The organism is Paenibacillus cymbidii (assembly GCF_004764705.1).
Classification (GTDB): Bacteria; Bacillota; Bacilli; order Paenibacillales; family NBRC-103111; genus Paenibacillus_AN; species Paenibacillus_AN cymbidii.
Genome location: NZ_SHLX01000039.1, coordinates 38383 through 51955 on the forward strand (window position 1 = coordinate 38383; position 13573 = coordinate 51955).

The window sequence follows — 13573 nt, forward strand, 5'->3', positions numbered from 1 at the left end:
GCCAAACGGTGTGCGCTTGGCCATTGCCCGCGGGCCGTTGTCCTCCCTAAAGGAATGGATTGTTTTCGCGCTCGTAACCGACTGTCGTCTTCGGTCCGTGCCCGGGAAACACGGTCACGTTGTCGCCCAGCGGGAACAGCTTGCCGTGAATCGAATCGAGCAGGTCATTGCCGCATCCGCCGGGAAGGTCGGTGCGTCCGACCGACAGCCGGAACAACACGTCGCCGCCGAACAGCTTGTCGCCAAGCAGGAACGACACGCTTCCCGGGGAGTGGCCGGGCGTATGCAGCACGCGGAACGTTTCTCCCAGCAATGACAGCGTCAAACCGTCGTCCAAATCGTACTCCGCCGGATCGGTCGCCACGGACACCCCGAATTCGGGCCAGCGTGCGGAGCCGTTCTTTTTCGGATCGGACAGCCACTCCGCTTCGAGCGGATGCAAATAGACGGGACACTTGGCCAGCTTGCGGATCTCGTCCACGCCGGCAATATGGTCAAAGTGCGCATGCGTCAGCAAAATCGCTTCGATCGTAAGCCCGGGCAACCGGCGCAGCAGCGGCTGCGGGTTCATGCCCGGATCGATAATGACCGCGTGATTCGTTTCCGTATTCGTCAGCAAATAAGCGTTTGTCTGCAGCGGTCCGAGCGCAAACGCATCGATTTTCAGCATGTTCGAATGGCCCTCCAATTAGAACGAGGAGATCAAATCGCGCAATTCCTTCGCGATGACCGCATGGTAGCCGGTGCCTTCGCCGTACTGGCGTCCCATTTCCTGACGCGCGACCTGGATTTTGTCGTTGTAGTCGGGCGCTTCGCGGTCCGGATTCTCCTGCTTGAACTTAGTCATAACCACTTGCACATGCTTAGGACGCGGCCCCCAATGCCCCAGTACGAAGCCGCTTGTATCGGTGAAGATGACGATCGGAATGGCCCGGCCGCCCATCGTCAGAAACTGGTCGATGACATCGTAGTTCTGCTCGATAATCAGCACTTCCACCGGCATGCCGCTGTTCTCCAGCGCGCGGAAGACGACCGGCACGTTGCGCACGACGTCGCCGCACCATTCGGCAGCCACGATCAGGCAGCGCAGATCGTCGCGATTGCGAAGCGAAGCGAAATAAGCGCGGTCTTCCTCGTTCTCCCAGGCAAATTGATCGTACCACTCCTGAAATTTCTCCTTGTTGCGCTCCATGCCGTCCATGAACTGCTGCGGCGTCAAACCTTTGCCGATGACGTGCTGCAAATTTTTGGCCATGAGAAAATATCCTCCCTTATCCACTCGGATATCTAACGAAAGCGACGACTGCTTTTATTGTAGCAAACTGGCCCCGATTCGCCAAACGAACAAGCCTTTTCCCCTCGCCGCAAAAATGAGTCTTCGGTCACCCCCGCAAATTTCCAGCAGTTTTCTGCAACTGCGGTAGCGGTTTTTTTGCCAAAATTTCACTTCGTCCGGGAGTAAAGCCCTTACCCTTTTTTCCGCCTGTTGCCCCAGAACCAACTATGGAAAAAGTTACGTAAACCCGACGTCGAATTGTCAGATTTTACATCTAAAATCGCCCCCGAACGCTGTGCTATCATGGGTTTGTCCATAAGACAACTAGAAAGTTATGGGAGGGAGTCGATGCGTCAAAAGCAGCCGGTTGCCGTCCGTTGCCCGCGTCCCCGTTTGACCGATGCAAAGCATACCGCTCTTCCATCCACATAATCCGGGAGGCCTCATCCATGAACGTCGATCGCGACGCCATCGTTTCACGCATCCGCACTGCCGCCGCACGTTTCGCGCTGTGCACTGCCATTGTCCTGGCGGGCACTTCGCTGCCGCTTTCGTCTGCCGTACCTGCCGCCGCCGCTGCAGCCGTGCCGCAAGCGCAGACGACGGCCCACGTCGTCGCCACCGTAAGCCTGCGCGCCGAACCGAACACGGGCGGCAAACTGATCCGCTATTTGCAAAAAGGCGAAGTCGCGCAAGTGCTGGACATCCCGAACGCTTATTGGCTCCATGTCAAGGACGGCAAAGGCAACATCGGCTACGTCAGCTCGCTGGAAAAATACATAACCTTGCAAACGGTCGCCGCTGCGCCAACTCCGACACCGGCACCGACGGCAAAACCGACACCAACGCCTTCGCCGACTCCGACGCCAACACCAACTCCGACACCAACACCAATGCCAACGCCGACTCCAACACCTGCGCCGACTCCGGCTTTGCAGCCGAACGGCCAAATCGTCGCCAGCGTTTCGTTCCGCACCGGCCCGTCCACCGACGCATCGCGTATCCGCTACTTGCAGAAAGGCGAGCTTGTCACCGTCATCGACAAAGTGAACGCCTACTGGTATAAGGCGATCGACTCGCGCAACGTGACCGGCTACCTGAGCACAAGCGCCAGCTACATCGACACGATGTACGGAGCAACCGACGAAACCGGCGAAGAAGCGTTCCAGGCCGACCCGAACGCCACCGTTATTTCCTCCGTATCGTTCCGCAAAGGACCGTCGACGAACGATGAGCGCATCCGTTATCTTGGCAAAGGCGAACAACTGCTCATCCTGCAAAAAACGAACGACTACTGGTACATGGCGCAAGACAAAAACGGCGTCATCGGCTACGTCAGCACCGGTTCGCAGTATTTGACGACCACCTTTCAGGAACCGTACAAATCGATTCCCACGACGGAAGCGATCGAACAGGTGATTGCCGCCGGGATGAAATACATCGGCACTCCGTACGAATTCGGATCAAGCCGCGCCGACACGACTACGATGGACTGCTCCGACCTGGTGCGCCAAATGTTCCTCGATGCACTTCGCTTCAAGCTGCCGGGCGATTCGCGCAGCCAGGCCGATTTTGTCCGCACGATCGGCCGCACGACCACCGACTGGCACCAGCTCAAACGCGGCGATCTGATGTTTTTCATGACGTATAAAGGTTACAAAGCGGCAGACTACGCCGGCGTCGACAAATCGACCGAACGGGTTACGCACGTCGCCATGTATCTCGGCAACGGCCAAATGTTGCACACGTACTCGAACGAAGCGGGCGGCGTCCGCGTCGACACGATTGCGGGCAAGCCTTGGGAGCTGCGGTTTTTGTTCGGCGGCTCCGTGCTGAAGTAGGCGGATAGTGTTTCCGCAATGGCTAAGAGGCTCGGCAAAGTTGCCGAGCCTTTTTATCTATGGAAACGATGTTATTATGAAAAGCAATCGTCGGACCCTTGCTCGACCGCCGCATACAGCTTCGGTCCCCCTACAGTTTGGCCCCGCGTGCAATCATGAATGCCCGGACCGAGCCGACGTCCACCCGTTTGGGCGATACGCGTTCCGTTACAGCAGTATAAGCGGCATAACCGGCTGCCATTCCTTCTTCAAAGCATTGGGCCGTTACCCGCGCGGAAGCGAGCGCCTCGTGCTCGGCGGAAATGCAGCGGCCTGCCGTTATCAGCTGCTCGACTTTTTGCGGCAGCATCACGTCGAACGGAATTTCGTAATAATCGTCGTCCACATATACGATCTTGACGTCTTTGCCGTGCGCTTCGATCGGCCATGCGCTCCTCGCCACCGCACGTTCGAATTTGCGGGCGTTCATGATGTCGTCGTTCGCAAGCACATACTCGCCGAGTATGGTCCTCGTTTGGCGAATGCCGATTTGAACGGCGCTGTCGATCACGTACGCCTCTGCGAAGCCGGGGACGCGCTGTTGCAAAAAACGGGCGTACTCGCGGATTTGCCGCCTGCCTTCGAATTCGCTCCACGTCAAATCGGCGGCGTTCGTGCCGTTGATCACGCCGTTGCCGGGCCGAGCGATTCTCGTCGCATTAACAAGCGCTTCGCGGCCATGCGGCATCGGCAGCAAATAAATGTGGCGCCTTGGCAGCTCGTACCTGCCCGCCTGCACTTCTTCGTCGATCATCGCCTCCACTTCGGCGGGGCTTACGCGTGCGGCAAGCGTCCAATCCACCTGGCCCATGCGAAAAATCATCGTCGGGAACTGGACGAAGCCGTCCTTGCCGAACATGACGGGCGCCCCCGACTTCGCCGCCACATCGCCGTCCCCGCTGGCGTCGACGAACACGTTGCCCGTGATCGCGCTGCGGCCGTCCTTATTTTCGACGATGATGCCGACGATTCGATCGCCGTCCATGATCGGCTCGACAAACAGGGTATGGAACAGCACATGTACCCCCGCGTTCCGGATCAAGGCGTCGGCGGCTTCCTTCCATACCAGCGGATCGTGTACGCACAGCGCCGTGTGTCCGAACGGGAACGGCTCGGCGATGCCGCCCTTCCTCTTCAGCATATCGACAAACCTGCCGGCAAAACCGTCGACGATACGCTCCAGGGGATGTTTGAGCGATGAGCTGAACAAGCCGCAAATCGTGCCGGACAAGCCGGCGACCGTCATGCCGCCGAAAAAGCCGTAGCGCTCGACGATGAGCGTCTTCATCCCCTGTTCCGCTGCGGTAACCGCAGCCGCTACCCCGGAAGGCCCGCCGCCGATCACGACAACGTCCATTTCGGCGAGCAGCGGAATGTCGCGGGCGGATTCCCGGTATACAGCCACAGTCCTGCTCATCTTGCCTCACCTCCGGTAATAAAAGCTCAAACGCCAGCCCCCGCCTCCGCTTCCCGTTTGCCTTGCGCAGCGCGTTTGCGATTGCCGAGTACGGCACCGCCGGAAATCGGCTGGACCAGCTCGGCGTAGAGGGAAAGCCAGCCCGTCTGAATGGCGTTCTCCTCCGGTCTCCATTCTGCCAATCTGCGCTGCAGCTCTTCCAACGCGACATGAATGTCCAGCCGCAGCTCCACCAGGTCGATGGAAATTCGGTCGCCCTGCATGACAACGGCCAGAGGGCCGCCTTCGGCCGCTTCCGGCATCACCTGTCCGACGACGATGCCGCGGTTCAAGCCGGACAACTCGCCGTCGGTAATGACCGCCACCTCGCGTGCCATGCCGGCGCCGTTAAGCGCGGCAACGAAGCTTGCCGCGAATACGGTGCCCGGCCCGCCCTTCGGACCCATGCCGCGCAGGACGATAATATCGCCGGCCTTGATGTTGCCATTGCCGAGTGCAGCGATCGCCTCATCTTCGGTGCCGAATATGACAGCCGGCCCTTCGAAGCGGTTCAACTCGGGGGCAATCGCCGACAGCTTGACAATGGAGCCGTCCGGCGACAAATTGCCGCGAAGTATTGCGATGCCCGGGCGCTCGCTATGCGGCGTCTCCAACGGGCGGATGACCTCGGCATTGCCGACGTCGGCCGCTCGTATATTTTCGCCGACCGTGCGCCCCGTTGCCGTCATCGCGCCAAGCTTCAGCCGGGATTCCAATCGCTTCATCAACGCGGGAGTTCCGCCAGCCGCCTCCAAGTCCTCCGTCCGGTACGGCCCGTTCGGCCGCACTGTAACGAGCAGCGGAATATCGCGGGCGAGCTGTTCGAACATTTCGATTACCGGCAAATCGAGTTCGGCTTCGGTCGCTACCGCCGCCAGATGGCGAACCGAGTTGACCGACCCGCCCAGCGCCAAATCGACCGCGATAACGTTTTCAAACGCTTCCCTGGTCAATATTTGCCGCGGCCGCAGGTCCTCGTTCACCATCGCGACGATCCGTTCCCCCGCCGCCTGCGCATATTCGTACAGCTTCCGGCTTCCGGCAAGCACCGGCGAATTGCCCGGGAGCGTCATGCCGAGCGCTTCGGCCAAAATATGCATCGTGTTGGCCGTACCCAATCCGGCGCATACGCCCGGCGTCTGGATGGCCGCATCCGCCATCCGCGTCAGCTCGTCCAGCGACATCTTGCCCGATTGTACGGCGCCGATCGACTCATACACGTCGTCGATATCGACTTCCCGGCCGTTGCAGCTGCCGCCGGTCTGATAGCCGCACGTCAGAAGCAGCGTCGGGATGTTCAGCCTGCCTGCCGCCATCAGGTGGGCCGGCGTTGTCTTGTCGCAAGAAGACAAGCAGATCATGCCGTCGAGCAGCGCGCCTTCGACCATAACCTCGATTTCATTGACGATCAGATCGCGGGTCGGCATCAAATAACGCGCCTTTTTGCCCGCGCTCGTCACAAAATCGCTCGAAGCCACCGTTCGCACTTCGAAAGGAAGCCCGCCGGCGTCGCGAATCGCCTGCTGCACGCGTCGCGACACTTCATCGAGATGGATGAAGCAGCTCGATAACGTCGATGACGAGTTGATGACGGCAATTTTCGGTTTCGTAAAATCCGCTTCAGGGATCCCCATGCTTTTCCATTGAGCTCTTCTTACCGCCCACCTGGTCGTTCCAGGTTCAAAATTGCTGCGCAGCATGCCGCCAACCTCCCGAAATTTCGTAAATAACGTAATTTAGCTTTAAATTAACACGACAATTATCGGGAGGTCAACGAAATTTCGTAAATAACGTAATTTCGTTGTGAAAGAACGTCCTACCTTGTATAATGATGGGAAACCATGACGAAGGACCGAAGACCACATGTCGAACGATCCGACCTTGCTGCCGGGTAAAATCCCGCTCGGCAACCGTTTGCGCAAACGTCGCAAGCAGATGAAGCTCACCTTGAAAGAAGTCGCCGAACAGGCTTCTTTGTCGACCTCGTTTCTTAGCGAAATCGAGCGCAATATTACGTCTCCGGCGATTGGCACTTTAAAGCGGATTACTAACATTTTACAAATCAACATCGCCGATTTGTTCAGCGAACCGGACGCTTCCCCCGAATGGCGCGAAAATTCGGCCGCAGCGAATCCGTCCGAGGAAGACGTAACGCGCAAACAACATTGGCGCGAGCTCGTCTACTCTTCGACTTCCAAAATTCGCTGGTTTCTGCTCGTGTCCCATACGCGTGGCAAAATGATGGAACCGCTGGTCGCCATTCTCGAGCCGGGCGCCTACTCCGGCGACCCGGGGTCCGCCCACTCGCAAGGGGAAGAGTTTCTTATGGTGCTGGAGGGACGCATCAAGCTATGGCTGGACAACAAGGAGTACGAGTTGTCCGAAGGGGATAGTTTTTATTTCGACGCGACCATTGTTCACCGTTATATGAATATGGCGGACGGTCCTTCCGTAATGCTGGCGATCGCTTCGCCGCCGAGCTTTTGAAATCGGCGGAGAAGGGTGCGGCTCGAATGGGAGGAGATCAACCGGCGGACAGATGGCGGACAGATGGCGGACAAACGGCGGACAAACAGCGGACAAACGGCGGACATCTGGCGAAACCGGCTCCCGCTGCGCGCAGGGGTTGGTATTCCGATCGCTTCTTGTTTTCCGGATTCTTCGAACGAATAGTCCAAGGTGGAATCCGGAAAACAAAGGCGAACGCTGCCGCTTCTCCATACCAACCCCCGCTCTCCGCTCCCGCCCCTCGCCCCTGGTTGAAACATCGCCAAGCAGACACGTCGCATCAAAGCGCGGTATTCTCCCCGGCGCCAACTAACCCATTTGCTCTCTCGCGACGCGCCGCTCCGCTCAAGCACCTTGTAAATTAGCCCTATTTTATTGCCTATTCCACCAAAAACGGGCCTCTCCTCCAAAATAACCAGCGAAATCACTGGCTATTTCTTTGAAAAGGCCGATTTTGGGGCTTCAGAGTTGAGATAGCCAGTGTTTTCACTGGCTATTTCCGACGAAGCATCCCAAATCGGGCAAATAAGCCATTTTTTATGGGCTATTTTTAATCGCGCAGCAGCTCCGCCAGCGTGTCGCGCACGATCGCCTCCGCTTCGCGCGCGAACGGCGCCGGCATGGCAAAATAGATCGTCGAGGCGACCGGCTCGTAGCCGCCTTCATCAAGCATCGCCGCCGTCACGACGTAGCCGATCATGCCGTTCGTGTACCCAAGAGGCAGCACCGCTCCCGCCGACAGCCGCTTCGCCAGCAAGCCGTAGGCGACGACCGCTTCGGCGTTCATGCCCAGCAGCGACAAGCCGTCCGCGACCGCCAGCACGGTCGCTTCGAACGGCAGCCACGGCTGCAGACCGGCGAATCGCGCCAACTGGATGCGGCACCATTCGCCGTCCACGCCGGGTTGCGCCGCCCCTTGCTCCAGCCGCTCGCGCGCCGGCAGCGGCTGCAGCGGCAGCGGCGCAACCCGGCGCCGCCAGCCGATGCCGCCAGGCCGCGGCGCGACCGGCCGCAACGCGCCGGCCAGCACCCGCTGCGCCGCTTCGGCGAACGCCGCGCCGCAGGCGGCGACTTCCGCGGCCCCGCCGCGGATGACGCGGACGCCGTCGCCCGGGTTGATGTCGCCGCAGGCGCCCTGAAGGAAACCGACGACAGCGCCTCCGCCGAGCTGCCGCTCCAGAAGCTCCGCGGCAACGCCGGGGTATTCGTCGGATAACCGGTTCTCGTCGGTGATCACCGGGTGGCAGGCATAGTGCAGCCACACTGCCACCGTACGCTCCTCCTGCCCGGGCTCATCCGCCATGAAACGAACGACGCTCAACTCATGATCGACCGGGCCGGTTTCCGGCGGCGAACGGAGCAGTCCGCGGCGATTTATGCCAAGCGCAAATTCGCCGCTCCCCCGCAACACGCGCACGGGAACCATCGCGGCGAGCGCTTCGCCGATGCCGGCGAGAACCCGCGCCTCCAGCGTCTCGATATAGGCGGTATCCGGCGCGCCCAAGTACGAGGTGAACGCGAAGCTGGCCATCGGCGCGGAATGCGAATGCGTGCCGTGCAGCAGCACCGCGTCTTCGTCGAGCCCGTACCGCGCCGCGACGAGGCGCTTGAATGCCGGCACACGGTCGCTGCCCCACCAGAGCAGGTCGGCAGACACGACGACCGCGGCACGCCGCGAAGCCGGCTGTTCTCCTCCCGGCTCCGGCGAATCCCCGGCATCCGCCAAAGCGAAGATGCGCGCGTGAATCGGCCGATGGACGCTTGCGTACGGCCCAAGCCCGGAGCGCACGGCGAAGCCGGCAAGCGGCACCGGACGCTCCGGCGTTGCATCGATGCGGCAGGCGCCGAGCAGCAGCAGCGCCTCCCGGCTCATAACGCTTCCGTCACCTTGCGCACGGCCCGGGCGACGTCGTGCATGTCGGCTTCCCCGGCGAGCAGCACGTTCTGCGTCAGCCAGATCGCTTCGTTCTCGCAGGCATTGTCGCAGACCGGACAATCGAACGTCGGCACCGTTCCGGTCAGCTTGCCGATTTCGGCCAGCACGGCCTGGTTGCCGCTCAGCGGCACATAGCCCGAGGCGGCGGGAATGCCTTCCGCCTGCAGATGGCGCACCAGCTCCGCTTTCCCGCCGGCGGCGCGGGCAAGCTCCGGCGCTACGCGGAACATATACAAATGATGCGCATGTTCGGTAATGCGCGGATCGCGCTTCATCGGACACACGCCGGCAACGTCCGCCAGCAGTGCGTCAAGCAGCGACGCGTTGCGTTCGCGCGTCGCCATCTGCTCGCCAAGCCGCGTCATTTGCGCCAGCAGAAGCGCCGCCTGCAGCTCCGTCAGGCGAAAATTCCAGCCGACGTTCTCGTGCTGGTACCAGGCGCCCTCGCGCACGCGCCCGGCGTTGGCGTACGACCAGGCCAGGTCGGCGATGTCCTCGCGGTTCGTGACGATCATGCCGCCTTCGCCGCTGTTGAGGTTTTTGCTCGACTGGAAGCTGAACGTGCCGGCATCGCCGATCGCGCCGACGCCAATGCCGTTCCAGCGCGCGCCCACCGCTTGCGCCGCATCCTCAATTAACGCCAGACCGCGCCTCGCGGCGATTTCGCCCAGCCGATCCATGTTCGCCGGGGCGCCGGCGATATGAACCGCAACGATTGCCTTGGTGCGCGGCGTAATGGCTTCCTCCACGCGCTCCGGATCGAGCAGCAGCGTGTCCGCTTCGACATCCGCAAACACCGGGATCGCGCCGAACAGCAGCGCGCTTGTCGCCGTGGCGACGAACGTGTACGGCGGCATAATCACTTCGTCGCCGGGGCCGACGCCCGCCGCCTTGAGCGCCAGCGTAATTGCGATCGTGCCGTTCGCGACCGACACGGCGTATTTGGCGTCATGCAGCCTGGCAAACGCCTCCTCCACTTCGACCAGCTTGTCGCGGCCGACGCCGCCCCATTTGCCGGAGCGCAGCGCTTCCAGCACGAGGCGCTCCTCCAGTTCGCCGAATACCGGCCACGCCGGAAACGGCGCCGTTCGTACCGGAGCCCCACCGCGTGAAGCCAGCGCTTGAGTCGTACCCATGTTCATTCCCCCTTGCGTATTGTCCTGCCTTGATCACGATCCATTCCCATTCGCTATGCCTGCCTTATCGTCTATATCGTCATTTCCGTGCCGGACGCCCGGGGCATGGCAACCGCCGCCTGCTTGCGGCACCGGTGGCCGAAGCGCACTGCCGTATCGCCGGACGGAGCGGCAAGCGTTTCCTCCGCAATCGGTATCCATACTACCGTACCCGGCGCCGCCTGCTCCGTCAAGACGAAACCCGCGGCATCCATGCCGGCGATCCTCGCCTTCCGGCGCTCGCGGTGCCAGCGGTTCACTTCCGCGCCGGTCATCAGCGCGAAGCCGCGGGCTTTCGCCGTGGCGATCAACAGGCGGAACGCTTCCCGCACTTTCTCCTGGTTATGGATGTGGACCTGGTGAAACAGGAAATGCGCCACGCCGCCGATTCGCTCCACCTGCTCCAGGAACGGCACGATAATGCTGCTGTCGGCCCAGTTGCCGAGGTCCATGTCCTGCGTCAGAAAGCCGATTTCGAGCACATCGTGCAGCCGGTTGCTTTCATTCGCCCACGCCATCGGAAAGTACGGCTGGCACGTGCCGAACAGGAAGCCGACGTTGCCGCGTTTGCTCGGGCCGCGCGTCTGGTCGGACTGCACGCCTTCTTTCTCGCACCAGTCGAACAGCTCGCTCCAGCCTTCGAAGCGCGTGTAATGATTTTTGTTCGACAGCACGGCCGGCAAATCGGCGGCACGCCGCAGCCATTCCAACTGGCGGGCGAAGTCGCGGCCCTCCCAGCTGCCGCCTTGCTCGCGGAGCGAATTGAAGTGAAAGGCAAGCTCGTGGCCGGCCGCTTTCACCTTTTCGTACACGCCGGGACTGTAGCCGGGCTCCAGCATGCACCAGGTCGAACGCACGCCGGTTTCCGCCAGCAGCTCCAGCGCCGCCAGCGCGTGCACGTCCTCGTTGCCGTCGCTGTCGTGCGAAATCATCAACGCATGCTCCGTATCGCCCGGCCACATCCCGACGAACGGCAGCGTCAGGCCGAGCGACAGCGCCGTTGCGATCACGTGCGACACGAGCAGCTCGCGCCACAAATCGGCTTGCGGCACGGCAAAATATGGATTGCCCGTTGCCGTAACAAGGCGGTCGAATTCGTAATCGAATGCAATGGCATCGTCGGCTTTGAGAATGCCGTCATTCACATTGACGCTGCCGTCCGCCGCCGGAATGCCGTCCTCGAGCACAGGCCGGGCGCCCTGCTGCATGCGCACGATCGTCTGCGGGATGTCGACCGACCAGCGGTCGAACGAGCCGGCGCCGACACGGATGCGCTGCAGCAAATCGCCCGCCGCTTCGCCGTGCGGCGTCAAGGCGCGGATCGTTCCCGCCGAAGCGAAGGAAGGCGCGGGTTCGCCGCACGCCGTCCACGGCGCCGCGTGCAAGTAACGCAGCGGCGTCTGCACCGGCACGCCGAACGTTTCGTCCGAAGCGTCCGCATAACCGGACGCAATCGGCGTCTCCCGGCGGAAGCCGAATTGGTCCGCAAGCGCATTCAAGCCGCCGTAAGCGATCAGACGTCCGCCGTCCCGGACATAGTCGTACATAGCGGCCAGCGTGTCTTGATGATCGTCGGCAAGCGCCGCGATGACGATGTCATACTTTCCCCCGCCCCAGCTGCGGGAATCTTCGATCCAGTCATATGTGAAACCGGCGTGCGACATAATTTCGCGGAGATAGATCTGGTAGGCGTTGATGCCGTAGCGCCATTTGCGCGCTGCCGTCGTTTTGTCGAATACGATCCCCAATCGAGCGATTCGCACGTGAGTCAGTCCTTTCCATCGGGTTCAACCCTGCAAATGGGAGCTTTTGCTTGCGAAAAAAACATACCGTTATGGTACTTGTTATCGAATTGAAAACACGATATCCTTAATCAAGAACAAAAACGCAACTGCATGAATATGGCAAAAAAACGGCCAAATTTCGGGAAACGGATGTTGAATCATGAAACGGGAAAACGAATTTCGCTACACCAAGCTGGCTAATGCATTGCGCGAACAAATCGTGTCCGGCTACATCAAGCCGGGCCAATATTTGCTTTCCGAGAACGAGCTGTGCCGCCATTACAACTTGAGCCGCTCCTCCGTGCGCAAGGCGCTGGACATGCTGTTCGAGGAAGGGCTGATCGTCAAACGCGTCGGGCAAGGCACGGTCGTGCGTCCCGACTTTGTGATTCCGAAGCAACAAACGAAGACGCTGCGCATACTCGCCTCTTCGCCCTCCTACTTCGCCGAATACGGCATGCCGTTCGTCGAGCGCGAATTCCGCCGACAATTTCCTCATGTCGACGTGAAAATTTTGCCGATTACGAGCACATCGTTTCATAATATGTTCGAAGCGAGCCGCGAGCTCGGCTTCCAGCCCGATCTGCTGTTCGTCACGGAAAAACAATACCAGGTGTTCAGCCAGGAAAGCCCGAACGATTTCGTCGACCTCGCGCCCGAATTCGAGCCGTCGTACGCCGACATGTACCCGAAGCTGAACGGAGCGTTCCGCAGCGATGGCGACAAAGTCAGCTACGCTGCGCCGGTTTCGTTCTCGCCGGTATTTCTCGTCTGCAACCCGGGCATGTTCGCCCGGTTCGGCGTGCCGCTGCCGCATCCCGCCTGGACGAAGGACGAATTCATCACCGCCGCCAAAATGCTGACCCGCGACACGGACGGCGACGGCATCGCCGATACATGCGGGTTTTCGCTGCCGCTGTCGGTCAGCCGCTGGCCGGCGATCGCCATGCGCAACGGCATCCGCTTCCAGCCGGACGACGATCCGAAGCTGTGGCAACGCACGCTGACGTTCCTGCACGACATTCTGTATCGCTACCGCGTGGCCACGCTCGCGAACCGGACGATTCTCAACTCGGACGCATTCAGCCGGGAGAAGGCCGGCATGGTGCTGACGACCGCCATCGAGCTGACGAACTGGAAGGTGAACGGCCTGCCGTTCACGCCGAAGATCGCGCCGATGCCGTTTGGGGCGGACCCTTCCTCCCTGCTCATCGCCAACGCCTTCATGATTCCGAACAGCGGCGAGGACATCGAGCTGGCCCGGCATTTCCTGCGCATCGCGCTCGACAAACGCACGCAAACCGATATTTGCCGCGATACGTCGTTCCTGTCCGTCTTTCCGCAGGTGAACGAATCGCTGCATACCCCTGACGATATCGTCGCACTCGGCCTGCACGAAAGCGCGATGAAAGCCAGCTATTTCATGCACGAGATCGTGCCCGACATGGACATGTTCACCGAACTGGACCGCGAGATGGACTTGTTCTGGACCGGACTCGAGTCGGCCGATTCGTTCGCCGCCCGCTATCGCGACATTTTGCAGCAGCCGTGACTCTTG

The 13573-nt window shown here is 60.8% G+C and carries 10 protein-coding genes; 3 read left to right on the forward strand and 7 right to left on the reverse strand.

The features are described 5' to 3' along the window. Positions 1-46: 46 nt before the first annotated feature. Entirely contained in the window at positions 47-670 is a 624-nt protein-coding gene (locus EXY20_RS33940; RefSeq protein ID WP_135556870.1) for an MBL fold metallo-hydrolase, read from the reverse strand. An 18-nt stretch (positions 671-688) separates the two neighbouring features. Beyond that, positions 689-1255, reverse strand: a complete 567-nt coding sequence (locus EXY20_RS33945) for a thioredoxin family protein (protein WP_135556871.1) — start codon at positions 1253-1255, stop codon at positions 689-691. 470 nt (positions 1256-1725) lie between these two features. Here EXY20_RS33945 and EXY20_RS33960 point away from each other — a divergent pair, with 470 nt between their 5' ends. Further along, positions 1726-3117: a C40 family peptidase gene (locus EXY20_RS33960; RefSeq protein ID WP_207671379.1), complete on the forward strand. Its 1392-nt coding sequence runs from the start codon at positions 1726-1728 to the stop codon at positions 3115-3117. Positions 3118-3247: 130 nt separating this feature from the next. Here the strand turns inward: EXY20_RS33960 and EXY20_RS33965 are convergent, their stop codons facing one another. Continuing rightward, complete coding sequence (locus EXY20_RS33965) at positions 3248-4573, reverse strand: FAD-dependent oxidoreductase (protein WP_135556872.1); 1326 nt, start codon at positions 4571-4573, stop codon at positions 3248-3250. 26 nt (positions 4574-4599) lie between these two features. Continuing rightward, positions 4600-6312, reverse strand: a complete 1713-nt coding sequence (gene ilvD / locus EXY20_RS33970) for a dihydroxy-acid dehydratase (RefSeq protein WP_135556873.1) — start codon at positions 6310-6312, stop codon at positions 4600-4602. A 163-nt stretch (positions 6313-6475) separates the two neighbouring features. Between ilvD and EXY20_RS33975 the strand changes: the two genes are divergently transcribed. Then, on the forward strand, positions 6476-7099 hold the full coding sequence (locus EXY20_RS33975; RefSeq protein WP_135556874.1) for a cupin domain-containing protein: 624 nt from the start codon (positions 6476-6478) through the stop codon (positions 7097-7099). A gap of 571 nt (positions 7100-7670) precedes the next feature. On the opposite strand, the gene EXY20_RS33980 is transcribed toward EXY20_RS33975, so the two are convergent. From EXY20_RS33980 to EXY20_RS33990, 3 genes are all read right to left on the reverse strand, one after another. Next, on the reverse strand, positions 7671-8993 hold the full coding sequence (locus EXY20_RS33980; protein ID WP_135556875.1) for a hypothetical protein: 1323 nt from the start codon (positions 8991-8993) through the stop codon (positions 7671-7673). Then, a complete protein-coding gene (locus EXY20_RS33985; RefSeq protein WP_135556876.1) occupies positions 8990-10192 on the reverse strand; it encodes a DegT/DnrJ/EryC1/StrS family aminotransferase in 1203 nt (400 codons plus the stop codon). Before EXY20_RS33985 ends, EXY20_RS33980 begins: the two co-directional genes overlap by 4 nt. A 71-nt stretch (positions 10193-10263) precedes the next feature. Next, positions 10264-11994 carry a polysaccharide deacetylase family protein gene (locus EXY20_RS33990; RefSeq protein ID WP_135556877.1) on the reverse strand — a complete coding sequence of 577 codons (1731 nt, stop codon included), beginning with the start codon at positions 11992-11994 and terminating at the stop codon, positions 10264-10266. Positions 11995-12175: 181 nt separating this feature from the next. Here EXY20_RS33990 and EXY20_RS33995 point away from each other — a divergent pair, with 181 nt between their 5' ends. After that, entirely contained in the window at positions 12176-13567 is a 1392-nt protein-coding gene (locus EXY20_RS33995) for an extracellular solute-binding protein (protein ID WP_135556878.1), read from the forward strand. The last annotated feature ends 6 nt before the right edge of the window (positions 13568-13573 follow it).

What these genes read in the sequence shown, in the direction of transcription:
- EXY20_RS33940 (WP_135556870.1), bottom strand. Translation starts at nt 670, where the DNA reads ATGCTGAAAATCGATGCGTTTGCGCTCGGACCGCTGCAGACAAACGCT.
- EXY20_RS33945 (WP_135556871.1), bottom strand. Translation starts at nt 1,255, where the DNA reads ATGGCCAAAAATTTGCAGCACGTCATCGGCAAAGGTTTGACGCCGCAG.
- EXY20_RS33960 (WP_207671379.1), top strand. Translation starts at nt 1,726, where the DNA reads ATGAACGTCGATCGCGACGCCATCGTTTCACGCATCCGCACTGCCGCC.
- EXY20_RS33965 (WP_135556872.1), bottom strand. Translation starts at nt 4,573, where the DNA reads ATGAGCAGGACTGTGGCTGTATACCGGGAATCCGCCCGCGACATTCCG.
- ilvD (WP_135556873.1), bottom strand. Translation starts at nt 6,312, where the DNA reads ATGCTGCGCAGCAATTTTGAACCTGGAACGACCAGGTGGGCGGTAAGA.
- EXY20_RS33975 (WP_135556874.1), top strand. Translation starts at nt 6,476, where the DNA reads ATGTCGAACGATCCGACCTTGCTGCCGGGTAAAATCCCGCTCGGCAAC.
- EXY20_RS33980 (WP_135556875.1), bottom strand. Translation starts at nt 8,993, where the DNA reads ATGAGCCGGGAGGCGCTGCTGCTGCTCGGCGCCTGCCGCATCGATGCA.
- EXY20_RS33985 (WP_135556876.1), bottom strand. Translation starts at nt 10,192, where the DNA reads ATGGGTACGACTCAAGCGCTGGCTTCACGCGGTGGGGCTCCGGTACGA.
- EXY20_RS33995 (WP_135556878.1), top strand. Translation starts at nt 12,176, where the DNA reads ATGAAACGGGAAAACGAATTTCGCTACACCAAGCTGGCTAATGCATTG.